The sequence below is a fragment of the Microbacterium telephonicum genome (genome assembly GCF_003651225.1).
GTDB lineage: Bacteria > Actinomycetota > Actinomycetes > Actinomycetales > Microbacteriaceae > Microbacterium > Microbacterium telephonicum.
This window is the reverse complement of sequence record NZ_RCDB01000003.1, coordinates 647,008-672,365: the sequence shown is the minus strand read 5'-3', so window position 1 is coordinate 672,365 and position 25,358 is coordinate 647,008. Positions and strand designations below refer to the sequence as shown.

Sequence of the window (25,358 nt, the reverse complement as noted above, 5' to 3'; positions counted from 1 at the left end):
CCGGATGTTAGGGGCGAGCTAGAGCGAGGTTCCGTTAGGGGCGAGAGTGGCTTTGGCGGTGCGCAGCAGGATGACGACGTCTCCGACGAGCGACCAGTTCTCGACGTAGCCGAGGTCAAGGCGCACGGAGTCCTCCCAAGACAGCGTGGAGCGGCCGCCAACTTGCCAGGCGCCCGTAATGCCGGGCTTCGCAAGGAATCGGCGGTGAACGTGCTCTGCATACGAGGCGACCTCGCTCACGAGCGGAGGGCGCGGACCAACGAGGCTCATCGAGCCGCCGAGAACGTTGAACAATTGGGGCAGCTCATCGAGGCTGTAACGGCGCATGAAGCGCCCGACGCGAGTGACGCGCGGATCGTTGGTCATCTTGAAAAGGACCTCGTTGCCGGCATCCTGCGCCAATCCTGCTTTGAGGTCGGCTAAGCGGTCCTCGGCGTCGACGACCATGGAGCGGAATTTGAGCATCTCAAACTCCTGTCCGTGGTGGCCCACGCGCGACTGGCGGAAGATCACAGGCCCAGGGCTGGAAAGCCGGACGACCAACGCCAGCACGAGTAGCAATGGGCTGATGATGACCACCCCGACGCCCGCGATCGTCAGGTCCATCATCCGCTTCGAGAAGCGCTGGCCCGAGGTGAAGCGCGGGGTCTCGACATGAATCAGGGGCAAACCCGACACGGGGCGCGTGTGTATGCGCGGGCCGGCGATATCGGTGATGCTCGGGGCGAGCACGAGGTGCTGCTGGCCACCCTCGAGCGACCACGAGATCTCCTTGACTTTGTTCGGAGGCAGATCGTCGGTGCTCGTCACGGCGATCGTGTCGGCGCCGGTGATCGCGATGGCGCGGTCGATCGCGTTGACGTTACCCATGATCGGGATGTCGGTGCCCGGGATCATCTCGGCCACCCGACCGCTCGGCACGCAAGCGCCGACGACGTGGTAGCCGGCGGTGGGGGTTCGGCCCAGTTCGTTAGCGATGTGCGCCACTGACTGGCGCGACCCGACCAGGAGAACCTGCGCCGAGTAGCGGCCCATTTGGCGCTGCGCGACTAGCCACTGACGCCAAAGCCATCGCGTGAAGACGAGTAGCAGTACACCCGCGGGTAGCGCGATGACCAGATAGCCTCGCGCGACGTCGACTCGAGTCAGAAAGGCGACGATGGCGATGCCACCGAACACGCCGAAGCTCGCGCGGACGACGCGGGTGTATTCGGTCGTTCCGGTGCCAACGACGCGATCACTTCGAGAATCCACGAGGGCGAGGGCTGCCATCCAGATGACGACCAGGATCGCTGAGAAGAGCCAGTAGGAGAACTCGTTGATGCGACTGTCTTCACGCACCGACACGTCTACACGTCCGAGGCCGAACCAGATGATCTGCGTGCCGTAGACAACCCAGATCAGCACGAGGAGGTCGGTTACTCGAAGCCGCATCGCGTATCGCCCGCGCCACGCATCAGGCTTCGGGAGAAGCGGCGTGGGGGAGGTCGACGGGGAGGCGTCGTCGACGGGCGCAGTCACCGTCATTCCACCTCCAGTCTTGATCTGAACCGCGACTTCTCTGTGGCGGTGGCCTTGAGGATCATACTTCCATGGTGTGGCGGGCGTGTTACGCGCGGGGCGTTGGAAACCACGTGTTGGGGGTGACCTTGAGGTGGTGGTTGCTTGGCCGGTGGGGCGTGCTTGCGCGCGGACTGATGCCTGTTCGGGGGATTTCGATACGCCCGCTGGCGCGGGCTACTCAATCACCGGTGGGGTGGGGCGGGGTGGGGTGGGCGCGGTTGCGGGCGGCTCGGGGCGTTTCGACTCGCTTTGCTCGCTCAACGACCGGGGAGCGTTTCGACTCGCTTCGCTCGCTCAACGACCGGAGAGGTCACGGGGTGGGGCGGAGGAGGGCGTCGGCGGTCCAGAGGACGGTGTCGGGGCCTAGCACTGACAGAGCGGCGGGAGTTGTGGGGGCGGCGTCGGGGATGCAGCCCTCGGGCGTCGGCTCAGTGCCGGTGTAGCGGGTGACGGTCACCCCGGTGAGGCAATCGGGGGAGGTGTGAGCCACCACGACGGCGCCGGAGACCGCGTCAAGCGCGATGGCGTCGGTTGTCAGCTCGGACCAGGTGTTGTCGAGGTAGGCGTAGGCGGTGTTGTTGCAGACGGTGCCGACGACGCCGCGGCTTGTGCGGACGCTGCGGGGCTCGGCGCACGGGGCGGCGACGGGCGAGCCGGAGACGATGATCGAGGCGGGGTCGGCGGGACTCGCGTACGTCGAGCCGGCAAGCACGTCGGGGTACGACTCCCATGCGACTCCGGCCGTGTAGGTGCGCAGGGCGGTGGGCTCGCAGGTGTCGCCGGTGGCGGCGATCACTTCGCCGTTGCCGTCGAACGTCGAGAGTCCGAGCACCTGCCGCGCGTCGGCCGGGGTGAGGTTGCGCCAGGTGGAACCGGCATCCGTCGACATCTCGACGACGGGAGCGGCGCCGCCGCACTGGCCGGCCGTCGCCCGCCACATCGTGTCGCCTTCGATCGCCAGGAAACGCTCGTCGGCCGCGGCCGTCGCGGGCGCTGATGTCTGAGTGGGACTCGCGTTCGGGGATGTGCGGTCGCCGAACGTGAAGGTCGGCGCCGGGCTCATCGTTTCGCCGGCGGGTGCGCCGCCGCGCGTGCTCTGCAGAGCGAACACCGCGAGCACGCCCACGATCGCTGCAAGCACGACGACGGCGACGATCGCGGCGATACGTGATCGTCCCGTGCCGGTCGAGAAGCCGCCGCGCATCGCAGGTCAGGGGCGGCGGCGCGTGGTTGAGTCAGCCTCGTCTGCGGCCTGGCCGGCCAGCAGCTCGTCGAACGCCTCCTGGGCCGACCGGGGGCGGGACTGCTGTTGCTCCTGCTGCTCGCGGGCCGCGCGCTGCGGCGCGGGCTCGTTCGACGAGCCGTCGGGAGCGATCACGGTGGGCTGAGGCTGCGCGGCGGGCGGCTGTATCGGCGCAGACTTCGGCGCCGCGGTGGGCGTCGTGCCGGTCACGGTGAACGTGCGGCGGGCGGCCGACGGAAGGGACGGTTCGGGTGCGACGACCGGGGCGGGGGGCGGCACCGTGCCTTCGCTCTTGGCCTTCTTCGCTGCCTTCTCGGCCGCCTTGGCGGCCTTCTTCGCTTCCTTGGGGTTGGCGCGGTAGCCGTAGCCGTATCCGTAGCCGCCGTACTGCGTGTAATACGCGTCGGGGCCGCGGGTCGGCACCATCGTGAGCACGAGGCCGGCGGTCTTCGCTCCGACGGTGTCGAGGGCCTCGACCGCGCCGGAGAGCTGGTGACGGGTCGTGCGGCCGGCGGCGATCGCGAGGATCGCGCCGCTGGTCGACTTCGCGAGGATCGCCGCATCCGTCACGGGCAGCAGCGGGGGAGCGTCGCACAGCACGACGTCGAAGTCGCGCTCGAGAATCTCGAGCAGGGTCTGCATCTGCTGCGACCCGAGCAGCTCGCTCGGGTTGGGTGGGATCTTGCCGGCCGGCAGCACGTAGAGCGAGCGGCCGCCCCACGGCAGCATCACATCGCCGACGCGCACACGCCCGATGAGCACATCGGTGAGACCGACGCCGCCCTCGATGCCGAGGTACTCGGCCACCTTCGGCTTGCGCAGATCGGTGTCGAGCAGAGCCACCTTCTTGCCGGCATCCGCCAGCGCGATGGCCAGGTTGATGGTCGTGGTCGACTTGCCCTCGCTCGGCACCGAGCTCGTGACCACGAAGCTCGCGCGGCCGCCCATGTCGAGGAACTGCAGGTTGGTGCGCAGCGCGCGGAACGACTCAGCCCGCGGGCTGAGCGGGTCGGCGTGCACGATGAGCGGGCGCTCCTTGGCCTTCTGATCGAACGCGATCGCGCCGATGAGGGGCACATCGGTGACCTGCTGCACATCGCGCTGCGTGCGCACGCGCGTGTCGAGCACGGTGCGCAGCACGGCCGCGCCCACGCCGAGGGCGAGGCCGATCAGAGCGCCGAGCGCGAGGTTGAGCGGCACGTTCGGGCTCGACGGACGCAGCGGCGGAAGCGCGTCGGACACGCGCGTCAAGCGCACCGGGCTCGCGCCCTCGGCCACGGTCGGCTCGATCTGCGGAACGACCTCCGACAGGCTCGCGGCCACGGCGTTCGCGATTTCGGCCGCCTTCACCGGGTCGGGGTCGGTCACGGTGATCGTGATGAGGGTCGTGTTCAGTGCAGCGGATGCCGCAACCTGCACGCCCAGCTCGGTCGAGGTCATGCCCATGTCGAGCGTCGCGATCACCGGGTTGAGCACGATGGGGGTCTTCACGAGACCCACGTACGTGTTGATGCGCGTCTGCGCGAAGCTCGACCCTTGCTGCAGCTCGGCCACCGAACCGCTGCCCTGCGTCGACACGGCCACCGTGCTCGACGCCTCGTACTCGGGCGCGCGCGTCAGCGAGTACGCCGCGGCGACCCCGATGCCGACGAGCAGCGCGATGATGATCAGCAGCCAGTTCTTCCGCAGAACGCGGATGTAGTCGCTCAGCTCCATGCTCGGTGGGCGCTACCTCTCAGAAGGGGAGTGTCACCGCGCGTCCGCGGCAGGTTCAGTCTGCCACAGGGGGTCTGCGGCGCCCGGCGGGTCAGGCGGCGGCGAGGCGCACGACGCGCTCGACCTGGTCGAGCGCCGGCAGCAACTGCTGCGCGGAGCGCTGGTACACGCTCCACTCCCGGCGGTAGGGGTCGATCACATCGTCGTCGGCGGGGTCGGCGGGCGGGATCGCCAGGCCGCGCTGACCGGCGACGGCGGCGGCCGCCGCGCGCAGACGCGCCGACGGATCTGAGCCGGCGGCGGCGGCCGATGAGGCGATCGTGGTGTCGTCGAGTGACGCGGCGAGGCGTGCGAACTCGCGCACGGTGAATGTGGAGCGCAGGCGCGCGGGGGCGAGCTCGGCGAGTTCGCGGCGGTGGTCGCGTGTCATCGCGAGGATGAGATCGGGTGCCGAGAGCATCGCCTCGGTGAGGTAGCGGGAGCGGTGGGCGTCGGCATCCGCTTCAGAGACGCCGCTTTCGAGCGCGAGATCGATTGCCTCCGGCGTCATGACGGCGGCAGGCAGTCCGCGCACCCCGGCGCTGTGCACGCTCGCACCCAGATCGCGCAGGCGCGTCGCGAGGATCAGCTGTGCGAGAGGGGAGCGGCAGATGTTGCCGGTGCAGACGGTCATCAGTTCCATGGCGCGCTCCGGGTAACGTGGGCGGGTGCCCGATCACTCTAGCGAGACCGTCGTCGCGCCCTCGCGCCGCTCCCAGGCCTCGCCGTCGGAGCCGTCGGGCGACGACCGTTCGTCGCGTCGACGCGAGCGCCGCAACGATTGGCGCCTCGGCGGATCCACCGTCACGCGGTGGCGCGAGAAGCTGCTCGCGATCGCCCTCCTCTCTCTGGGGGCGGGTGTCGTGCTCGGCGATCTCGTCGGCGTGGCCGTGCCGCTGCTGGGGCAGGTCGTGCTGTGGGTGTCGATGCTCGTGCCGGTCGTGCTCGCGCTCGTGTGGTCACGGCCCGTCGGGCTGCTGCGGTTCCGGGCGATCGACCTGTTGTGGGGAGTCGGGCTGGGGCTTCTCGTCTGGATGATTCAGGGGTGGACGGCCGGGCGCGAAGTCGAATTCCCGTCGCTGGTGCGCATCGACGGCGCGCTGCCGACGGGCTGGTGGTTCACGGATCTCATCGCGCCGGTGCTGATCGCGCCCGTGGTGGAGGAATTCTTCTTTCACGGAGTGCTGCTGGTCGCGTTCTACGCCTGGCTGCGGCGTCCGCTCGGTGGCTTCACGGCGGGCCTCACAGCGCTACTCGTCACCGCTGCCGTGTTCGTCGTGTTGCACACAGCGCTTGCTCCCGGTGCCGTCTCGGATGTCATTGCTCTCGCGGTGCTCGCGCTCACGACCGGACTCGCCGTACTGCTCACGGGGCGCATCTGGACCGCCGTGCTCGTGCACATCGTCTACAACGTTCTCGGTGCTGGTCTGCTGCTCGTGGGCACGTTCGTCGGCTGATACGCGTCGATTTTCCGTTCAGTGGCGGCGGGTCGAAGTCACCCAGACGTTACATAGTGGTAACCCAGGCGATTTTGAGGAAGCGGCCGCAGGCGCTAGCGTCGAACGTGGGTGGGGGACACGTGTCCGCCGAAATCCGTAGCTCAACTGAGAATACGTCGAGACCGAAGGACCGAAATCATGCTGAAGAAGACTCTCGCCGCGGCCGTCGTTGCCGGCGCTCTCATCTTCGGTGGCGCGTCTGCTGCCACCGCCGCCAACAACTACCCGCCGGTAACGCCTCCCGGTTCGACCATCACGGTGAGCGTGGGCGGCACGGCGACGATCACCTTCGACGCGAGCGGCCTCCCGACCATCGACACCTCGGTGATCTTCACCGTGACGGGTCCGGCGACGGTCAACTTCGCGTCGATCGTGTCCGCTGCGACGACGGTCACCTCGCAGACCACCGAGCCGATTCAGAATGGCACCGCCACGGTGTCCTTCACTACGACCGTTCCCGGTACGTACACCGTGAGCGCCGCCGGCGCGCAGTCGGGCACCGCGCTCGGCACGTCCACCGTGGCCGTCGCTGCGGCAGCTGCAGACCCGGCGGCCCCGGGCCTCGTCGCCACGGGTGGCGACTTCTCGCCGGCCGCCCTGTGGGTCGGTGCCGGTGCGCTCGGCCTCGGCGGTCTCGCCGTCGTCGCCGCCACGGCTCGCCGCCGCGCGGCGCAGCGCTGATCACTCAGCAAAGCTCTTCATGACGAAGGCCCCGGGCTCCGGCTCGGGGCCTTCGTCCGTTTCTGCCGCCGCTGACTGGGCGCGGCCGTGGGCGGCGCTCGCGGTCGTCGCCTTCACCCTCGTGGTCGACGGTGCGCTCGTGCTCACCTGGCCCGGTGCCCGCGCGAACCTCGGGATCGGCGCTGACGCGCTCGGGGCGCTGCTCGACATCGTCGTCATCGCCGGCCCGCTTGCGCTCGGTGCCGTCGTTGCCGCCCGCGTTGGTGGCCCCGGCATCCGTCGCGCACTCGGTCTGAGGTTTCGGGCGATCGATCTCGCCCTCGGACTCTTCGTCGCGCTGATCGCCCGCGCGGTGCTCGAGATCGTGCAGCCGACCGTCGGCAGTCTCGGGTCGCCGTTCGCCGACGGTGACCAGACGCTCGTGCTCGTGGTGATGGCGCTCGGCGCGGTGCTGCTCGTGCCGGTGTGCGAAGAGCTGCTGTTCCGCGGCGCCCTGCAGCGTGGGCTCGAGACTGCGTTGAGGGGGAGCGGACGGGCTGTCAGCGCGAGCATCGCCGTGATCGTCTCGACCGTCGTGTTCGTGCTGCTGCACGTGCTGCCGTACGGGGCGTCGGCTCCCATCGGTGCGGTGCTGTCGCCGGCTCTCGTCGGCGTGGCATCCGGCATACTCGTCGCCGTCACCGGACGGCTTGCGCCCGGCATCCTCGTGCACGTCTTCTTCAACCTCGGCGGGGTGCTGCTCCTGCTCTTCTGAACGCGGGCTTCGAGCCGTGTGACGATCAGGTGAAAAAGGTTCCTCTCGTGGTGCCGGGCGGCATCCGCGGTGATTAGGCTGGAGGCACGACATGTCGCGCCCCCCAATTGCGGCACGTCGCAGAGACTCACGCATCCCCATGTGGCGTCTCGCGCGGGGGGCTCGAGGCCTCGCCTCGCCCCCCGCTCCCTTTGGCTTTCGCCCGCGCATGCCGTATGCTTGCTCTTTGGTGTGCGGCTGTTGCTGGCCGACACCGCGAACGTGAGCCCTCCACTGGCGTGTTGGCTCGCCGCGTTTCGACTCGCTTCGCTCGCTCAACGAGCGGAGAAGGCGGGATCGGCGGCGGACAACCACCCCGGAGCGGGATTCACGAACCTCTCCGTTCGATCAAGAAAGCAGCACTACTGTGACGCGCACTTACACCCCCAAGGCTGGCGAAGCCCAGCGCGAGTGGCTGGTCATCGACGCGACTGACGTCGTCCTCGGCCGCCTCGCATCCCACGCTGCCGTGCTCCTGCGCGGCAAGCACAAGCCCACCTTCGCGAACCACATGGATGCCGGCGACTTCGTCATCGTCATCAACGCGGAGAAGGTGGCCCTCACCGGTCAGAAGCTGGCCCAGAAGAAGGCCTACCGCCACTCGGGCTACCCGGGCGGCCTCAGCTCGGTCACCTACGCGGAGCTTCTCGAGAAGAACCCCGTCCGCGCCATCGAGAAGGCCGTGCGCGGCATGCTCCCCAAGAACAGCCTGGGCGCCCAGCAGCTGTCGAAGCTCAAGGTGTACGCCGGTGCCGAGCACCCGCACGCCGCGCAGCAGCCCACCCCGTACGTCTTCGACCAGGTCGCCCAGTAAGCGCCGCCGAAAGAGATAAGGAACATCTGATGGCGAAGATCGCTGACTCCATCGACGAGACCCCCGAGTCCTACACCACCGAGAGCGCGCCCGTCGAGGCCGCCGCGGCTCCCCGCCCGGTGCTCACCGTCCCCGGCTCGGCCGTGGGCCGCCGCAAGCAGGCCATCGCCCGCGTGCGCCTGGTCCCCGGTTCGGGCACCATCACGGTCAACGGCCGCGAGTTCGAGGACTACTTCCCCAACAAGCTGCACCAGCAGCTGATCACCGACCCGTTCACGGTGCTCAACCTCACCGGCGCCTACGACGTCATCGTGCGCATCTCCGGCGGTGGCCCCTCGGGCCAGGCCGGCGCGCTGCGCCTCGGCATCGCCCGTGCGCTCAACGAGATCGACGCCGAGAACAACCGCCCGACCCTGAAGAAGGCCGGCTTCCTCTCGCGCGACGCCCGCGTCATCGAGCGCAAGAAGGCCGGTCTCAAGAAGGCCCGCAAGGCTCCGCAGTACTCCAAGCGCTGATCCGCGCATGGCGCTTTTCGGTACGGACGGTGTCCGTGGGCTTGCCAACGGCATCCTGACCGCCGATCTCGCGCTCTCCCTGGCCCAGGCGACAGCTGTCGTCCTGGGCCAGGGGCGTATCGCGGACGCGCGACGCGCCGGAGGCAAGCGCCTCACGGCCGTCATCGCCCGCGACCCGCGCGTGTCGGGCCAGTTCCTCTCCGCCGCCGTCGAGGCGGGCCTCGCCTCGTCCGGCGTCGACGTGCTCGACGCGGGCACGCTGCCCACCCCGGCGGCCGCGTTCCTCATCGGCGACATCGACGCCGACTTCGGCGTCATGATCTCGGCGTCGCACAACCCGGCACCCGACAACGGCATCAAGATCTTCGCCCGCGGCGGCGTGAAGCTGCCCGACTCGGTCGAGCAGCGCATCGAAGCCGCCATGGACGGCGAGAAGCTGCGCCCCACCGGCGGCGACGTCGGCCGCGTCACCCGGTTCTCGGATGCCGAGGACCGCTACGTGCTGCACCTGCTCGCGTCGCTGCCGCATCGCCTCGACGGCATCCACGTCGTGCTCGACTGCGCGCACGGCGCCGCATCCGGGGTCTCACCTGAGACGTTCCGCAACGCCGGCGCCAAGGTGACCGTCATCGGGGCCGACCCCGACGGCATGAACATCAACGACGGCGTCGGGTCGACCCACCTCGACAAGCTCGCCGCCGAGGTCGTGCGCGTGGGTGCCGACGTCGGCATCGCGCACGACGGCGATGCCGACCGCTGCCTCGCCGTGGATGCCGACGGCAACGTCGTCGACGGCGACCAGATCATGGCGATCCTCGCCGTCGCGATGAAGCAGCGCGGACGCCTGAACCAGAACACGCTCGTCGCCACCGTGATGAGCAACCTCGGCCTGCACCGTGCGATGTCGGAGCACGGCATCCACATCGAGACGACCGCCGTCGGCGACCGCTACGTGCTCGAGCGCATGACCGAAGCGGGCTACTCGCTCGGCGGCGAGCAGAGCGGCCACGTCATCATGAGCGACTTCGCCACCACCGGCGACGGACTGCTCACCGGACTGCACCTCGTGGCCGAGATGGCGCGGCAGCGCAAGACGCTGGCCGAACTCGCGTCGGTGATGACGGTGTTCCCGCAGGTGCTGATCAACGTGAAGGGCGTCGACCGCGACGGGGTCGACACCGATACCGTCGTGCAGGATGCGGTGGCTGCCGCATCCGCCCGCCTCGGCATGTCGGGACGAGTGCTGCTGCGCGCCTCGGGCACCGAGCCGCTCGTGCGCGTGATGGTGGAGGCTTCGACCGCCGACGTCGCCGCCGAGGTCGCCGAGCGCCTCGCCGACGTCGTGCGCGAGCGCCTCGCGCTGTAGTCCTTTCCCGCCGAACCCTCGCTCCTGGGTCGAACCCTTCGCCCCGGGCCCGGGCTCCGTTTGCTCGACACCGGCATCTCGAACAAACTCCGCCTCAGCGTCACCATCCCGCTGCAGACCCACGTGTTCCCCGCCACGACGACATTCGACGTCGTCAACAGCGCGAGCTTCACAGGGGCCGACAACGAGGTCGTCTACGTCTCGTCGGTCACGACGTCGGCCACGAGCTTCGGCAATGAGATGGAGGTGTCGAAGACCGTCTTCGACGCGCAGAACGACCGCTTCACGTCGAACCCGCGCGCCCCGATCGACGGGGCCGGCAGTCTCATCGACGACACGTTCGTCTACCGCGTCGAACTCATCCCGCACGGCACGTTCTCGACCATGGTCGCCGACGTCGACGACATCCTGCCGTCCGGGCTGGAGTTCTCCGGCTGGGTGGATGCCGCCCACATCGGCGACGGCACGACCGTCGGCACCGGGCCGTACACGATCCCCGGCACCGCGGTGACGGCCTCGTACGACGCGGGTACCCGAACGGTCACGGTCGAACGCGGTCGCTTCAGCGGCGGCGAGAGCATCGTGCTCTACTTCCAGGTGCGCGCCGCCGACGCGACGGCGAACGTCGGCATCGTCAACACGATCGGCGGCACGACGGCGACGATCACGCCGTCGGACGGATACCCGCTGGCGTTGCTCAAGCGCGACGCGACCGACCCGTCCCACGTGATCGACGACGCGGATGCCCGTTTCGACGTGCTCGCCGCCGACAAGGTCACCGTGGTGCTCGCCGACCTCCGGGTGGCAGGGGGCAGCCTCGTGACCGCCGACGGGAAGACGCCGACTGTGGAGGATGCGGGCACGTACTGGGTGCGCGAGCGCGTCGCACCGAAGGGCTACGCGCTCTCGGACGAGTTGATCCGCGTGACGGTGGATGCGGTCACGGGCGCCGAGGCGACCACGATCTTCAACACCCCCGCGCCGGTGGGGCCGATCGATCCGCAGCCGACGCCGGAGCCGACGCCGACGCCGGAGCCGACGCCGGAGCCGACGCCCACGCCGGAGCCGACCGCGACGCCGCAGCCGACGGTGACGCCCACGCCGGAGCCGACCGTGACGCCGACGCCGGAGCCGACCGCGACGCCCACGCCGGAGCCGACGCCGACCCCGACCCCCGCGCCGACGCAGACGGGCGCGCCGGTGGTCTCGCCGACGCCCGGTGCCACGGCCGCGCCGCTCGCCGGGGACACGCTGGTGCGCACCGGCGGAACGATCCCGTTCGCGCTGCTGCTCGGCGGAGTTCTGCTGGTGGCACTCGGATCGGCGTTCGTCGTCCGCCGCCGACGCGCCTGATCTGATTCCGGCGCATCGCCGAACCCACAGTCCCAGGCCGAACCCACACGTTCAGGACGGCCTGGGGCGGTGGGTTCGGCCCAGGCGTGTGGGTTCGGCGGGCGCGGGGACCGTTGCGTCAGGTCGACGTCAGGTCGGGTCGTTCCAGCTGAGCGACTCGATGTAGCGCAGCAGCACGCCCTCGCGGAGGGCCCACGGACTCACTTCGAGTTCGTCGACCTTCATCGCCGTCATCGCGGTATGCAGCACGACCGCGCCGGCGACGATCTGGAACGCGCGGTCGGCGGTGATCCCCGGCAGTTCCTGGCGGGCGGATGCGGGGATGCGCGCCAGGCGCGGGATCCACGAGCCGAGCGCGTGGCGGGGGAGCAGCATCCGGTCCGATCCGCTCCACCCCGGAACCGGATAGCCGGCCAGCTTCGCGAGCGACCGGATCGCCTTCGACGAGCCGACGACGTGATTGGGGTTCGGCTGGTCGCGCATGAGCTCGACGACCGGGGCGAGCGTTCCGTGGGCGTGGTCGCGGAGGGCGGCGACGGCATCATCCCCGGGCGGGTCGTCGGGCAGGAACTCGATCGTCATGCGTCCCGCGCCGAGCGGGACGGATGCCGCGACCTCCGGCAGCTCGTCGGCGCCGGCCGCGATCTCGAGCGACCCGCCGCCGATGTCGAAGAGCAGGATCTGACCCGCCGACCACCCGAACCAGCGGCGCACCGCGAGGAAGGTGAAGCGCGCCTCGGATTCGCCGCCGAGCACCTGCAGTTCCTGGCCGAGCGCCGCCTCGATGCGTGCGATCACCTCGGCACCGTTGGCGGCTTCCCGCACGGCGCTGGTCGCGGTGGCGAGCAGTTCGACGACGTTCTCGGTGCGGGCGACCTCGCGCGCCTGCGTGACGGCATCCACGAGGGCGGTCACGCCCGCCTCGCTGATCGATCCGTCCGGTTCGAGGTACCGCATGAGCCGCAACACCGTGCGGTTGCTCGTCGTCGCGAGCGGGCGGCCGCCCGGTCGCACGTCGGCGACGAGCAGGTGGACGGTGTTCGAACCGATGTCGAGGACTCCCAGGCGCACGAGGTCAGCGTAGCGGGGCGTTCACTTCTCAGGACGGATCGGGCGGGCGGGTGGATGCTGTCGCGTGTTCGCGCGGGGTGGTCACGTGTGCGGCGGCATCCGTCCTGAGAAGTGCGCAGCGGGGCGGCGGCGACCGCCGCGGCGGGCGGCGGATAGAGTGGTCGCCGATGGTCCCCGACGACACCGAGGCGCAGACGCCGATCGACTCCCTGTACCGCGAGATCCGTCGCGAGGAGTGGGCGCGGTTGGCGTCCGGCATCCGCAACCCGCTGACGGACGCGGAGATCGTGCAGCTGCGCGGCATCGGCGACCGCCTCGACCCCACCGAGGTGCGCGAGGTCTACCTGCCGCTCAGCCGGCTGCTGAGCACGTACGCCGAGAACACGAAACGGCTCGGCGTCGAGAGTGCCGAGTTCCTCGGCGAGCACGACTCCACGACGCCGTTCGTCGTCGGGGTCGCCGGCTCGGTCGCCGTCGGCAAGTCGACGATCGCGCGCCTGTTGCGCGAGCTCATGAGCCGCTGGCCCGGCACCCCGCGCGTCGAGCTCGTGACGACCGACGGCTTCCTCTACCCGAACGCGGAGCTCGAGCGCCGGGGAATCATGCACCGCAAGGGCTTCCCCGAGTCCTACGACCGGCGGGCGCTCGTGAAGTTCCTCATAGACGTGAAGTCCGGCGCCGCCGAGGCGCGCGCGCCCTTCTATTCGCACGTGCGGTACGACATCATGCCCGACGCGCAGGTCGTCGTCCGGCGTCCCGACGTCGTCATCGTCGAGGGTCTCAATGTGCTGCAGCCGCCGCCCTCGCCCAACGAGGTCGCCGTCAGCGACCTGTTCGACTTCTCGGTCTACATCGATGCGGATCCCGACCACATCCGGCAGTGGTTCGTCGACCGGTTCCTGGCCCTGCGCGAGAGCGCGTTCAGCAACCCGACGTCGTTCTTCAACCGTTTCGCCGACCTCTCGGACGAGGACGCCGTGCCGCGCGCGCTCGGATTCTGGAACGACATCAACCTCCCGAACCTGCGGGAGAACGTCGAGCCCACCAAGCACCGCGCGAACCTCGTGCTGCGCAAGGCCGCGAATCACGCCGTGGAGTCTGTGCTGCTGCGCAAGCTGTAGGGCGGCTCAGGCCAGGCGCAGCCCCTCGCCCTCGGTGACGTAGCGCTCGCCGGTCTCGGGGCAGACCCACCCGTCGCCGTCCGAGGTGAGCGGCCGACCCGTGCGTCCGACCCACCCGATGCGGCGCGCGGGCACGCCGGCGACGAGCGCGTGGGCGGGCACGTCCTTCGTCACCACGGCGCCGGCGGCGACCAGCGACCAGGCGCCGATCGTCACCGGAGCGATGCACACCGACCGTGCACCGATCGAGGCGCCGCGTTCGACGGTGACGCCGACGGCATGCCAGTCGTCGGCGCCCTTCAACGATCCATCCGGGTTGGCTGCCCGCGGGAACTCGTCGTTCGTGAAAACCACGGCCGGGCCGATGAACACGCCGTCGCCGACGACGGCGGGCTCGTAGACGAGCGCGTAGTTCTGCACCTTGCACGCGTCGCCGAGGACGACCCCTGGGCCGATGTACGCGCCCCGCCCGATGTTGCAGTCCGCGCCGATCCGGGCGCCCGTGCGCACCTGCGCGAGATGCCACACGCGCGTCCGCGCACCGAGCGAGACATCGTCGTCGATGTCGGCCGACGGCTGGACGACCGGGTCGTCGAGCGCAGCATCCGCCGCAGTCGTGTGATCGGTCATGACATCCTCCCCAGGGATCGATGACGCATCTGCGATTCAGTATTGTGCCTGCTCGGCGCATCTGGCTACACTGCCGAGCGGGGGACACTCCGATCGATCCTGCCTCTGGGGGGCGCGGATCTGGGGTCGAGCGATCGACGCCATTCGGAGTGCAATGACCCGCCTCGTCTACTCGCGAGGCGGGTGACTGGGGATTGAGTAATGGGGACGAACCGGGGGACCGGTGCATCTGTCGCACCGACCACGTCATGGCATCGACGCGCCGTCGCGCTGCTTGCCATCACCGCGGCGCTCGCCGCCACGCTCGTCGTGTCGGCGCTGCCGACGCGCGCGGACGCGGCGAGCGCCTGCGGGCCGGGGATCAACCCGATCGCGTGCGAGAACCAGCAGCAGGGCACCGACCCCGACGTGTGGGACATCTCCGGCGCGGGGGACGCATCCATCCAGGGCTTCGCGACCGACATCTCCGTCAATGCGGGATCGCGCATCGACTTCAAGATCGACACGGATGCCGCCGCCTACGACATCGACATCTACCGCACCGGGTGGTACCAGGGCCTGGGTGCCCGGTTCATCACCTCGGTGCCGGTGACGGCGACGCTGCCGCAGCACCAGCCCGAGTGCATCTCGGACGTCAGCACGGAGCTCTACGACTGCGGCACCTGGGGAGTGTCGGCGGGGTGGGACGTGCCGGCGACGGCCGTCTCGGGGGTGTATCTCGCCAAGCTCACCCGCGCGGACGACGGCGGCGCGAGCCACATTCTGTTCATCGTGCGCAATGACGGAAACACGTCGGACGTGGTGTTCCAGACGTCGGATCCGACCTGGCACGCCTACAACACCTACGGTGGGTCGGACTTCTACCAGGGTGCCGCGAACGGTCGCGCTTACAAGATCAGCTACAACAGGCCGTTCACGACGCGGGGGGTGAGCGACGGTCGCGACTTCTACTTCAGCTCCGAGTACGCGACCGTCCGCTTCCTCGAGCGCAACGGCTACGACGTGTCGTACATCGCCGGCGTCGACACCGATCGCCGCGGTGGCGAGCTGCGCAACCACAACGTCTTCCTCTCGGTCGGTCACGACGAGTACTGGTCGGGCGCGCAGCGGGCCAACATCGAGGCGGCACGCGACGCCGGCGTGAACCTGCAGTTCCTCACCGGCAACGAGGGCTACTGGCGCACCCGCTACGAGAACTCCGTCGACGGTGTGGGCACGCCCTACCGCACGCTCGTCTCGTACAAGGAGACCTGGTCGAACGCCAAGATCGACCCCAGCGCTGAGTGGACGGGCACGTGGCGCGATCCGCGCTTCGCCGATGCGGCGCAGGGCGGGCACTCGCCCGAGAACGCCCTCACCGGCACGATGTACATGATCAACGACGGCGACCTTCCCGTCACCGTGTCGGCGGAGGAGGGCAAGACGCGGCTGTGGCGCAACACGTCCCTCGCGTCGCTGGCCGCGGGGTCCAGCGCCGAACTCGCGCCGCACACGGTCGGGTACGAATCCAATGAAGACATCGACAACGGCTTCCGCCCTGCGGGGCTCATCCGTCTGTCCACCACGACCGGCGCCGTCCCGCAATACCTGACCGACTACGGCAACACCGTCGTCGCCGGTTCGACCACTCACCACGTCACCCTGTACCGCGCACCGAGCGGCGCTCTCGTCTTCTCGTCGGCAAGCATCCAGTGGGGCTGGGGTCTGGACCAGACCCACGACGGCAACGGAGCGCCGGCCGACCAGCGGATGCAGCAGGCGCAGGTCAACCTGCTCGCCGACATGGGGGCGCAGCCCGGAACGCTCATGTCTGGCCTCGTGCCGGCCTCGGCGAGCTCCGACACCGTCGCCCCCACCACGACGATCGCGACGCCGATCGAGGGGCAGCAGGTGGCGCACGGTTCGCGCGTCACGGTGACCGGCACGGCGGCGGATGCCGGGGGCGGGCGTGTGGCCGGGGTCGAAGTCTCGACCGACGGCGGCGACACCTGGCATCCGGCGACGGGCACGACCTCATGGACGTACTCGTACATCCAGCAGGGGGCGCCGCAGGCGACCGTGATGGCGCGCGCGATCGACGACAGTGCCAACTACTCCGCAACCGGGGTCACTCGCGCGGTGTCGGTCACCGGGGCCGCGTCGATCTTCGGCGAAGAGGTGCCCTCGCGCCCGTCCGCCGACGATCAGCAGGCCGTCGAACTCGGCATCACCTTCACGCCCGAGCAGGACGGCTTCGTCTCCGGCGTGCGCTTCTACAAAGGGCCGACCAACACCGGCACCCACACCGGCACGCTCTGGAGCGCCGCCGGCGAGGAGCTGGCGCGCGTGTCGTTCACCGGCGAGACGGCCACCGGGTGGCAGAGCGCGTTGTTCGCCCAGCCGGTCGCCGTCACCGCCGGCACCACCTACGTGGTCTCGTACACCGCGCCGAACGGCGGCTACGCGTACGTCGACGACTACTGGCCTTACCGCAACCGCGCGTCGTCGCCGCTGAGCGTCACCCCCGGCGTCGGAGCCGCCAGCCCCGGCGTCTACGGACAGCCCGGCACGTTCCCGACCCTCACGTGGGGCACGTCCAACTACTACGTGGACGCCGTGTTCGAGGCGACGGCCGACTCTCCGACCCGCCTCGCCGCGCGCACGCCCGCGCCCGGCGCGGCGTCGGTGCCGAACGACACCACGGTCGTGGCCGTCACCACACGGGACGTCACCGCCGCATCGATCACCGTGACCGGACCCGACGGACCGGTCGCGGGGACGGTCTCGTACACCGCGGCGACACGCACCATCCGCTTCGCTCCGACCGAGCCGTTCGCCGCGTCCACGTCGTACAGCGTGACCGTCGCCGCGACACCCGTCGACGGCTCGGCGTTCGACGGCGGCCCGGCGTGGACCTTCACCACGGCGGCCGAGCAGGTTCCCGAAGGCACGTGCCCGTGCTCGCTGTACACCGACCTCGACCGGCCGGCCGTCGCGGCCGACCCCGACGACGTGCCGGTGACGCTCGGCATGGCCTTCACCGTCGCAGAGCCGGGCGAGATCACCGGGGTGCGGTTCTTCAAGCACCTGCTCAACACCGGGGTCCACCGCGGTGCGCTCTGGACGGCGGACGGGCAGAAGCTCGCCGACGTGGAGTTCCAGAACGAGTCGGCGTCCGGCTGGCAGAGCGCCGCCTTCGCGACCCCCGTCGCCGTCACACCCGGCGTCGAGTACGTCGTCTCGTACGACGCACCTGTCGGCCGCTACTCGGCGACCCCCAACGCGTTCACCGCACCTGTCTCCCGCGGACCGCTGACGGCGGTCGCCGGCGGTGGCGCCTACTCCTACGCCGGCGGATTCCCCGGCAACCGGTCGAACACGAGCTACTTCGTCGATGTGATCTTCGAGCGAGCCGGTGACGGGCCGACGCTGGTCGCCACGAGCCCTGCCGCCGGAGCCACCGGCGTTGCACGCACCACCTCGATCACTGCGACATTCAGCGAACCGCTCGTCGGAACGCCGACGATCTCGGTCTCGGTCGGCGGGACGGCGGTCGCGGGAACCGCGACAGTGAACGGGGCGACGGTCTCCTTCGCGCCCGGCACGCTGCTTCCGTACGGCGCAGTCGTCGCGGTGCACGTGAGCGGAATCGCCGGTGCCGAGGGCACATCGGCCGACCGCTCGTGGACGTTCACCATCGTCCCCGACCCCGATACGGCCGCGCCCGTGACGCTGTTCGGAACGGCGGCTCCCGTCGCGACGAACGGTTCCGACGGCGCCTCGGTCGAGCTGGGCACGGTGTTCTCCGCGTCGGTCGCGGGCCGAGTGACCGCGCTGCGGTTCTTCAAGACCGCCGGTGACACCGGCGCCCACACCGGCACGCTCTGGGGGCCGTCCGGCCAGGCTCTCGCCGACGTCGTGTTCGAGAACGAATCGGCATCCGGATGGCAGACGGCCGCCCTGTCTGCGCCGGTGACGCTCACCGCGGGCACGAGCTACACCGTGTCGTTCCTCTCGCCGCAGGGTCGCTACCCGTACGCGACCGGATTCTTCGCGCAGCCGCACGCGAGCGGCCCGCTCACGGCCACTGCCGGAACCTATCGATACGGGTCTGGGGGTATTGCGCCCACGGAGTCGTGGCAGGGGTCGAACTACTTCGCCGACGTCGTGTTCGTCCCCGGCACCAGCGGTGAGCCGGCTCCGACCGTGACGGCGCACGCGCCGACGGGGACGGATGCCGCACTCGACGCCGCGATCACGGCGACGCTGTCGCAGGATGCCGCCGCGCCGACGCTCGGCGTGACCACCGGCGGCCAGGCGGTCGCCGGATCGTCGACCTACGACGCGCCGACGCGCACCGTGCGCTTCACGCCGGCCGCGCCGCTGACGGGGGCGACCACCTACACCGCCACGGTGCGCATCGGCGGGCAGGCGCTGCAGCAGTGGACGTTCTCGACGGTCGAGCCCGACGTGCCCGGATCGGTGGAGAACCTCTTCGGCAACGTGACGCCGTCGACCACCGCGGCGACCGACACGGATGCCGTGGAGCTGGGCACCGCGTTCAGCGTCGCCCGAGCCGGCACCGTCACCGCGATCCGTTTCTACAAGGGGGCGGCCAACGTCGGTGCGCACACCGGCAGCCTGTGGAGCTCGACCGGTGAGCGCCTCGCCACGGTGGCGTTCGCCGGAGAGACCAGCGCGGGGTGGCAGCGCGCCGCGCTGTCGACGCCGGTCGCCGTCGTCCCGGGCCAGACCTACGTCGTGTCGTACTTCGCCCCGTCGGGTCGCTACGCCATCGAGGCGAACTACTTCTCGAACGCGCGCACCAGCGGATCCATCACCGCACCCGCGGGGGCGAACGGACGGTTCCTCTACGGCAGCACCGGTGGATTCCCCACCGGTTCATGGAACTCGTCGTCGTACTTCGTGGACGCGGAGGTCACGTTCGGTACGGTCGCGCCTTCGGCGACGCCGACCGCGACGCCGACCGTCACGCCGACGCCGTCGCCGTCGCCGACAGTCACGCCGACGCCGACGCCGACGCCGACGCCTACGCCGACGCCGACGCCGACGCCGACTCCGACTCCGACTCCCACTCCGACCCCGACGCCCACTCCGACCCCGACGCCCGCGCCGACCCCGACGCCCGCGCCGGTAACCGTGACGACGGTCACGCCGTCGCCGGGAGCCACGGACGTGTCGCCGACGATCACCGTCACCGCGGCATTCGACACGGCGGCAACGGCGCCGGCCATGACACTGCGCGCGGGGGCAGCGAGCGTCCCCGGTGCGAGCACGTACGACGAGGCCACGCGCACACTCACGTTCACCCCGACCGACCCGCTCGCCTGGGCGACCGCCTACACGGCGACCGTCACCGTGGCCGCCGCCGCCGTCGCGGGCGGCGAGTGGACGTTCACCACCGGCGACGCACCGCCCGTGCTCGACGCGCAGACCATCTTCGGTGCGGCGACACCGCAGAACTCGGCCTGGAACGACCCCGACAGCGTGCAGGTCGCGACGCGGTTCAGCGTGAGCGTCGCCGGCCAGGCGACCAGCATCCGCTTCTACAAGGGCGACGCGAACACGGGCCTTCACACCGGGTACCTCTGGCGGGCTGACGGGACCAAGCTCGCGGAGGTCGCGTTCATCGGGGAGACGGCATCCGGGTGGCAGGAGATGGCGCTCACCCAGCCCGTCGACCTCGAACCGGGCGTCGAGTACCGCGTCGGGCTGCACAGCACGACCGGACGCTACGCCGTGGACCTGGGCACGCTCGCGCAGCCGACGACGACCGGGGTGTTCACCACGCCGGCATCCGGGGCGGCGTACACGTACTCGCAGAACTATCCGGACAACACGAGCAATCACAACTACTGGGTCGACGTGTCGTTCACGCCGCGCGACTAGCCGCTGGGGGGACAGCGCACATGCACAAGGGAGGGTGCACGGTGACAGAGACGAAGAAGAGGATCGTGGTCGTGGGGGCCGGCTACTGGGGGCCGAATCTCGCGCGCAATTTCCGCGCGAGCGCGGACTGGGAGCTCGCGGCGATCTGCGATCTCGACGAGACGCGCGCGCAGCTGCTCGCGGACAGCCTCGGCGGGGTGCCGGTCAGAACGAGTCTCGCCGACGTGCTCGCCGACGAGACGGTCGACGCGATCGCCGTCGCGACGCCGGCGCGCACCCACCACCCGATCGTGACGGCCGCGCTCGAGGCCGGCAAGCACGTCATGGTCGAAAAGCCCCTCGCCGACGACCGCATGCGCGGCGAGGACATGGTGGCGCTCGCCGCCGAACGCGGGCTCGTGCTCATGGCCGACCACACCTACTGCTACACGCCGGCGGTGCTGAAGATCCGCGAGATCATCGCGGAGGGCATGCTCGGCGACATCCTGTTCGTCGACAGCGTGCGCATCAACCTGGGGCTCATCCAGCCCGACGTGGACGTCTTCTGGGACCTCGCGCCCCACGACCTGTCGATCCTCGATTTCGTGCTGCCCGGTGGGCTCGACACGACATCCGTCTCGGCGCACGGGTCCGATCCTCTGCGCACCGGCAAGGCGTGCGTCGGGTACCTCGCGATGCCGCTCGCCGGCGGCGCGATGGCGCACGTCAACGTCAACTGGCTGAGCCCGACGAAGATCCGCCAGATGGTCATCGGCGGCACGCAGCGCACGCTCGTGTGGGACGACCTGAACCCGCAGCAGCGCATCAGCGTGTACGACCGCGGCGTCGACATCGACACCGTCTCGAAGGAGACGACGCTCGACCGACGCTCCGCGAACATCTCCTACCGGCTCGGCGACACGTGGTCGCCGGCGCTTCCCGAGCGGGAGGCCCTCGGCGGCGTCGTCGCCGAGTTCGCGGCCGCGATCCGGGAAGGCCGCCCCGCGCGCACGAGCGGCGACGCCGGGCTGCGGGTGCTCGCCGTGCTCGACGCCGCCCAGCGCAGCCTCGCCGCCGGTGGCGCCCCCGCGCCCATGACGCTCGACATCCAACCGCACCGCACGACCCGGGGGGCAGCCGCATGACCCGCATCGAAGGAAGCCGCATCCTCGTCACCGGCGGGGCCGGCACGATCGGATCCACCCTCGTCGACCAGCTGCTGGATGCCGGGGCCGCCCACGTCGACGTGCTCGACAACCTCGTGCGCGGTCGGCTCGCGAATCTCGACGATGCGATCGCGACCGGCCGTGCCACGCTCATCGACGGCGACATCCGCGATGCGCGCCTCGTCGACGACCTTGTCGCCGGCAAGGACCTCGTCTACCACCAGGCGGCGATCCGCATCACGCAGTGCGCCGAGGAGCCTCGGCTTGCCCTCGAGGTGCTCGTCGACGGCACGTTCAACGTCGTCGAAGCCGCCGCCCGGCACCGCGTCGGGAAGTTGATCGCGGCATCCAGTGCCTCGGTCTACGGGATGGCGGAGGTGTTCCCCACCGACGAGCGTCACCATCACGAGAACAACGACACGATCTACGGCGCCTCGAAGACGTTCAACGAAGGGCTCGTGCGCAGCTTCCGCGCGATGCAGGGCCTGGATTACGTGCTGCTGCGCTACTTCAACGTGTACGGGCCGCGCATGGACGTCCACGGGCTCTACACCGAAGTGCTGGTGCGGTGGATGGAACGGATCGCCGACGGCCGACCGCCGCTCATCTTCGGCGACGGGCAGCAGACGATGGACTTCGTCTGCGTCCCCGACATCGCCCGTGCCAACGTGCTCGCCGGGCAGAGCGCCGTCGTCGAAGGGACCTACAACGTCGCCAGCGGCACCGAGACGAGCCTGCTCGAACTCGCGCAGGCTCTGCTGAGGGTGATGGATGCCGAGGAGCTCGGTGTCGAGCACGGGCCCGAGCGCGCGGTCAACGGCGTGGTCCGACGGCTCGCCGACGTGGCCGCCGCCCGACGGGAGCTCGGCTTCGAAGCGACGATCGGCATTGAAGACGGCCTGCGGCAGCTCGTGGAATGGTGGGCGCCGCTGCGCGAGGAGATCGCGGCGGGACGGCAGGTGGTGGGCGCATGAGCGAACGACTAAACGTGATGATCCCGTGGCTCGGCCAGGATGAGGCGGATGCCGTGGCGGAGGTCATCGCGTCAGGCTGGGTGGCACAGGGTCCTCGCGTGGCACGGTTCGAGTCGGCGTTCGCCGAGGCCATGCAGGTGCCGTACGCCGTCGCCACGACGAGCTGCACCTCGGCGCTGCATCTCGCCCTCGTCGTCGCCGGGATCGGCACGGGTGACGAGGTGATCGTGCCCTCCTTCTCGTTCATCGCGACGACCAATGCGGTGCGGTACGTCGGTGCATCGCCGGTGTTCGCCGACGTCGATCCGATCACCGGGAATCTGACGGCCGCGGCGATCGAGCGTGTGCTGACCTCGGCCACGCGCGCAGTGATCGCCGTGGACCAAGGTGGCGTGCCCGTCGACCTCGACGAGATCCGCAGTGTCGCCGACCCGCTCGGCATCGTCGTGATCGAAGACGCCGCGTGCGGCGCGGGCTCCACGTACAAAGGGCGCCCCGTCGGCGCCGGCGCCGACATCGCCGCCTGGTCGTTCCACCCCCGCAAGCTGTTGACGACGGGGGAGGGTGGCATGCTCACCACCTCGCGCGCCGACTGGGCGGCACGCGCGCGCCGCCTGCGCGAGCACGCGATGAGCGTCTCGGCCGCCGACCGCCACCGCTCGGTGCTCCCGCCCGCCGAGGAGTACGGCGAAGTCGGCTTCAACTACCGGATGACGGATCTCCAGGCTGCCGTCGGGCTGGTGCAGCTGGGCAAGCTCCCCGCGATCGTGGAGCGCCGCCGGGAGATCGCACGGCACTACGCCGACTCGATCTCCCACATCCGAGGGCTGCGCGCCGTCGCCGATCCCGAGTACGGCACCTCGAACTTCCAGTCCTTCTGGGTCGAGGTGACGAACGGGTACCCCGTCGACCGGGACGGGCTGCTCGCCGCGCTCGCCCGCGCGGGTATATCCGCGCGCCGCGGAATCATGGCCGCACACCGGCAGCCGCCGTATCGCGACGTCGAGGCCGCGCTGCCTGTGACTGATCACCTCACGGACGCCACGCTGATCCTGCCGGTGTACCACTCGCTCACCGCCGAAGACCAGAACCGGGTCATCTCCGTGCTGTCGAAGCCGATCGGCGAGGTCGCGGCATGAGCGTGGGACTCCTACTCGTCGGGGCGAGCGGACTGGCCCGCGAGGTGCTGGCGGCCGGGATCTCGGGGGTGCGGGGCATCCTCGATGACGACCCGACGCTGCAGGGGCGCATCATCGGAGGAGTCCCCGTGGTGGGGACGATCGACTCCGCCGCGCGTCGACGTGAGCACCTGCTGGTCTGCGTGGGACCCAGTGCCACCCGCCGGTGCGTCGTCGAGCGGCTCCTCGACGCCGATGGCGACGAGGTGGGCGGCTTCGCGACGTTCGTCGCCCGCTCGGCCCGTGTCGGCAGCAGCAGCCACATCGAGACGGGGTCGATCGTGTTGGACGGCACCGTCATCACGGCCGACGTGCAGATCGGCCGCCACGTCGTCATCATGCCGCTCTGCACGGTGACCCACGACGACGTGATCGACGACGTCGCCACGCTGGCGGCAGGTGTATCGCTCGGCGGCGGTGTGCATATCGGGCACAGTGCGTACATCGGGATGAACGCGTCGATCAAACCCGGCGTGACCATCGGCTCGGGGGCGGTCGTCGGAATGGGGGCGGTCGTGTTGAACGATGTCCCCGCGGGTGAGACCTGGGCCGGCGTTCCCGCGCGGCCCATCGACGCGCGGAACACCGTTCCCGCCGGAGTGCTGGGGGAGCACGCATGACGAACGTCCCGTTCCTGGATCTGGCCGCGCAGCAGGCGGAGATCGTCGACGAGGTGATGCCGGTCTGGGAGCGGCAGCTTCGGGACGCCGCGTTCATCGGGGGCGACGAAGTCGCGGCCTTCGAGTCGGAGTACGCCGCCTACATCGGCGCCGACCACGTCATCGGCGTCTCCAACGGCACCGACGCCCTCGAACTCGCGTACCGCGCCGTCGGAGTCACTGCGGGCGACGAGGTCATCATGCCCGCCAACACGTTCATCGCCACCGCCGAAGCGGCGTCGCGCATCGGTGCGGTGCCGGTGTTCGTCGACGTCGACGACGAGTTCCTTCTGATCGATCCCGATGCCGTCGAGGCGGCGCTCACGCCCCGCACGCGCGCGATCGTCCCCGTGCACCTGTACGGGCAGACGGCCCCGCTCAGTCGGCTCCGCGCGCTCGCCGAACGCGCGGGCGTGCCGATCGTCGAAGACGCCGCCCAGGCGCAGGGTGCGTCGTCCCGCCTCGGACGCGCGGGCACGCTCGGGACGGTAGCCGCGACGAGCTTCTACCCCGGCAAGAATCTCGGCGCTGCCGGAGACGCGGGCGCGGTCATGACAGACGACCCCGGCATCGCGGAGATCGTCCGAAACCTCGCCGCGCACGGCAGCTCTGTCAAGTACGTGCACGACCGCGTCGGAATGAACGCGCGGCTCGATGCCGTGCAGGCGCCGGTCCTACGGGCCAAACTCCGCCGGCTCGAGGCGTGGAACGAGGCGCGTCGCGCCGCCGCCGCGCGATACGCCGACCTCCTCGGCGACATCGACGGGGTACGGCTACCGCAGTCGCGGGTGGCCAGCAGCGATGTATGGCACCTGTACGTGGTGCGCCTGGACGAGCGCGACCGGGTCGCCGCCGATCTGGCGTCGGCCGGCATCGGCGTCGGCATCCACTACCCCACCCTGGTGCCGTCGACCGACGCCTATCGGTCTCTCGGCCACCGAGCCGGGGAGTTCCCCGTCGCCGAGGCGGCCGCGGCCCGCATCCTCTCGCTGCCGATGTTCCCGCACTTGACCGCGCATCAGCAGGAGGCGGTCGCTGCGGCGCTGCGGGTGGCGGTCGCCGCGCCCCTCCGCGCGGGCTGAGATGGTCACGGCACTCAAGCGCCCGCC

General features: G+C 70.2%; 20 protein-coding genes. 14 read left to right on the top strand and 6 right to left on the bottom strand.

What is annotated here, in order from left to right:
• Window positions 1-18 precede the first annotated feature (18 nt).
• From C7474_RS12675 to C7474_RS12660, 4 genes are all read right to left on the bottom strand, one after another.
• Window positions 19-1,521, bottom strand: coding sequence for a sugar transferase (locus C7474_RS12675; RefSeq protein WP_422385805.1), 1,503 nt, complete (start codon window positions 1,519-1,521; stop codon window positions 19-21).
• 352 nt (window positions 1,522-1,873) lie between these two features.
• A complete protein-coding gene (locus tag C7474_RS12670) occupies window positions 1,874-2,767 on the bottom strand; it encodes a hypothetical protein (RefSeq protein ID WP_121060402.1) in 894 nt (297 codons plus the stop codon).
• A gap of 6 nt (window positions 2,768-2,773) precedes the next feature.
• Entirely contained in the window at window positions 2,774-4,522 is a 1,749-nt protein-coding gene (locus C7474_RS12665; RefSeq protein WP_241965237.1) for a tyrosine-protein kinase domain-containing protein, read from the bottom strand.
• 91 nt (window positions 4,523-4,613) lie between these two features.
• Window positions 4,614-5,204 (bottom strand): arsenate reductase/protein-tyrosine-phosphatase family protein, encoded by a 591-nt coding sequence (locus C7474_RS12660; protein ID WP_121060400.1) that lies wholly within the window; start codon window positions 5,202-5,204, stop codon window positions 4,614-4,616.
• Between the two features lie 25 nt (window positions 5,205-5,229).
• On the opposite strand from C7474_RS12660, the gene C7474_RS12655 reads away from it, so the two are divergent.
• The 7 genes from C7474_RS12655 (at window position 5,230) to C7474_RS15075 (ending at window position 11,582) form a co-directional block, all read left to right on the top strand.
• A complete protein-coding gene (locus tag C7474_RS12655; protein WP_121060398.1) occupies window positions 5,230-6,018 on the top strand; it encodes a CPBP family intramembrane glutamic endopeptidase in 789 nt (262 codons plus the stop codon).
• A gap of 180 nt (window positions 6,019-6,198) precedes the next feature.
• Window positions 6,199-6,741, top strand: coding sequence for a hypothetical protein (locus C7474_RS12650; RefSeq protein ID WP_121060397.1), 543 nt, complete (start codon window positions 6,199-6,201; stop codon window positions 6,739-6,741).
• Between the two features lie 19 nt (window positions 6,742-6,760).
• Window positions 6,761-7,495, top strand: coding sequence for a type II CAAX endopeptidase family protein (locus C7474_RS12645; protein ID WP_121060396.1), 735 nt, complete (start codon window positions 6,761-6,763; stop codon window positions 7,493-7,495).
• Window positions 7,496-7,901: 406 nt separating this feature from the next.
• A complete protein-coding gene (rplM, locus tag C7474_RS12640) occupies window positions 7,902-8,348 on the top strand; it encodes a 50S ribosomal protein L13 (RefSeq protein WP_121060395.1) in 447 nt (148 codons plus the stop codon).
• 29 nt (window positions 8,349-8,377) lie between these two features.
• Window positions 8,378-8,863 carry a 30S ribosomal protein S9 gene (gene rpsI / locus C7474_RS12635; RefSeq protein ID WP_121060394.1) on the top strand — a complete coding sequence of 162 codons (486 nt, stop codon included), beginning with the start codon at window positions 8,378-8,380 and terminating at the stop codon, window positions 8,861-8,863.
• Between the two features lie 7 nt (window positions 8,864-8,870).
• Entirely contained in the window at window positions 8,871-10,229 is a 1,359-nt protein-coding gene (gene glmM / locus C7474_RS12630; protein ID WP_121060393.1) for a phosphoglucosamine mutase, read from the top strand.
• Between the two features lie 60 nt (window positions 10,230-10,289).
• The gene (locus tag C7474_RS15075) at window positions 10,290-11,582 is read left to right on the top strand and encodes a prealbumin-like fold domain-containing protein (protein ID WP_158597342.1); all 1,293 of its coding nucleotides are present in this window, start codon (window positions 10,290-10,292) and stop codon (window positions 11,580-11,582) included.
• A 129-nt stretch (window positions 11,583-11,711) separates the two neighbouring features.
• Here C7474_RS15075 and C7474_RS12620 read toward each other — a convergent pair whose 3' ends face one another.
• Window positions 11,712-12,653: a Ppx/GppA phosphatase family protein gene (locus C7474_RS12620; RefSeq protein ID WP_121060392.1), complete on the bottom strand. Its 942-nt coding sequence runs from the start codon at window positions 12,651-12,653 to the stop codon at window positions 11,712-11,714.
• Window positions 12,654-12,820: 167 nt separating this feature from the next.
• Between C7474_RS12620 and coaA the strand changes: the two genes are divergently transcribed.
• Entirely contained in the window at window positions 12,821-13,774 is a 954-nt protein-coding gene (gene coaA / locus C7474_RS12615) for a type I pantothenate kinase (RefSeq protein ID WP_121060391.1), read from the top strand.
• A 6-nt stretch (window positions 13,775-13,780) separates the two neighbouring features.
• Here the strand turns inward: coaA and C7474_RS12610 are convergent, their stop codons facing one another.
• Window positions 13,781-14,404 (bottom strand): acyltransferase, encoded by a 624-nt coding sequence (locus C7474_RS12610; RefSeq protein ID WP_121060390.1) that lies wholly within the window; start codon window positions 14,402-14,404, stop codon window positions 13,781-13,783.
• 201 nt (window positions 14,405-14,605) lie between these two features.
• On the opposite strand from C7474_RS12610, the gene C7474_RS12605 reads away from it, so the two are divergent.
• From C7474_RS12605 to C7474_RS12580, 6 genes are read left to right on the top strand one after another with little or no spacing between them, the layout of a single operon-like run.
• Window positions 14,606-20,293 carry a DUF4082 domain-containing protein gene (locus C7474_RS12605; RefSeq protein ID WP_121060389.1) on the top strand — a complete coding sequence of 1,896 codons (5,688 nt, stop codon included), beginning with the start codon at window positions 14,606-14,608 and terminating at the stop codon, window positions 20,291-20,293.
• A gap of 41 nt (window positions 20,294-20,334) precedes the next feature.
• Complete coding sequence (locus C7474_RS12600) at window positions 20,335-21,417, top strand: Gfo/Idh/MocA family protein (protein ID WP_241965236.1); 1,083 nt, start codon at window positions 20,335-20,337, stop codon at window positions 21,415-21,417.
• Window positions 21,414-22,412: an NAD-dependent epimerase/dehydratase family protein gene (locus C7474_RS12595; RefSeq protein ID WP_121060387.1), complete on the top strand. Its 999-nt coding sequence runs from the start codon at window positions 21,414-21,416 to the stop codon at window positions 22,410-22,412. Before C7474_RS12600 ends, C7474_RS12595 begins: the two co-directional genes overlap by 4 nt.
• Window positions 22,409-23,551: a DegT/DnrJ/EryC1/StrS family aminotransferase gene (locus C7474_RS12590; RefSeq protein ID WP_241965235.1), complete on the top strand. Its 1,143-nt coding sequence runs from the start codon at window positions 22,409-22,411 to the stop codon at window positions 23,549-23,551. Before C7474_RS12595 ends, C7474_RS12590 begins: the two co-directional genes overlap by 4 nt.
• Complete coding sequence (locus C7474_RS12585; RefSeq protein ID WP_121060385.1) at window positions 23,548-24,210, top strand: NeuD/PglB/VioB family sugar acetyltransferase; 663 nt, start codon at window positions 23,548-23,550, stop codon at window positions 24,208-24,210. Before C7474_RS12590 ends, C7474_RS12585 begins: the two co-directional genes overlap by 4 nt.
• Window positions 24,207-25,331 (top strand): DegT/DnrJ/EryC1/StrS family aminotransferase, encoded by a 1,125-nt coding sequence (locus tag C7474_RS12580; RefSeq protein ID WP_121060384.1) that lies wholly within the window; start codon window positions 24,207-24,209, stop codon window positions 25,329-25,331. Before C7474_RS12585 ends, C7474_RS12580 begins: the two co-directional genes overlap by 4 nt.
• Window positions 25,332-25,358: the final 27 nt, after the last annotated feature.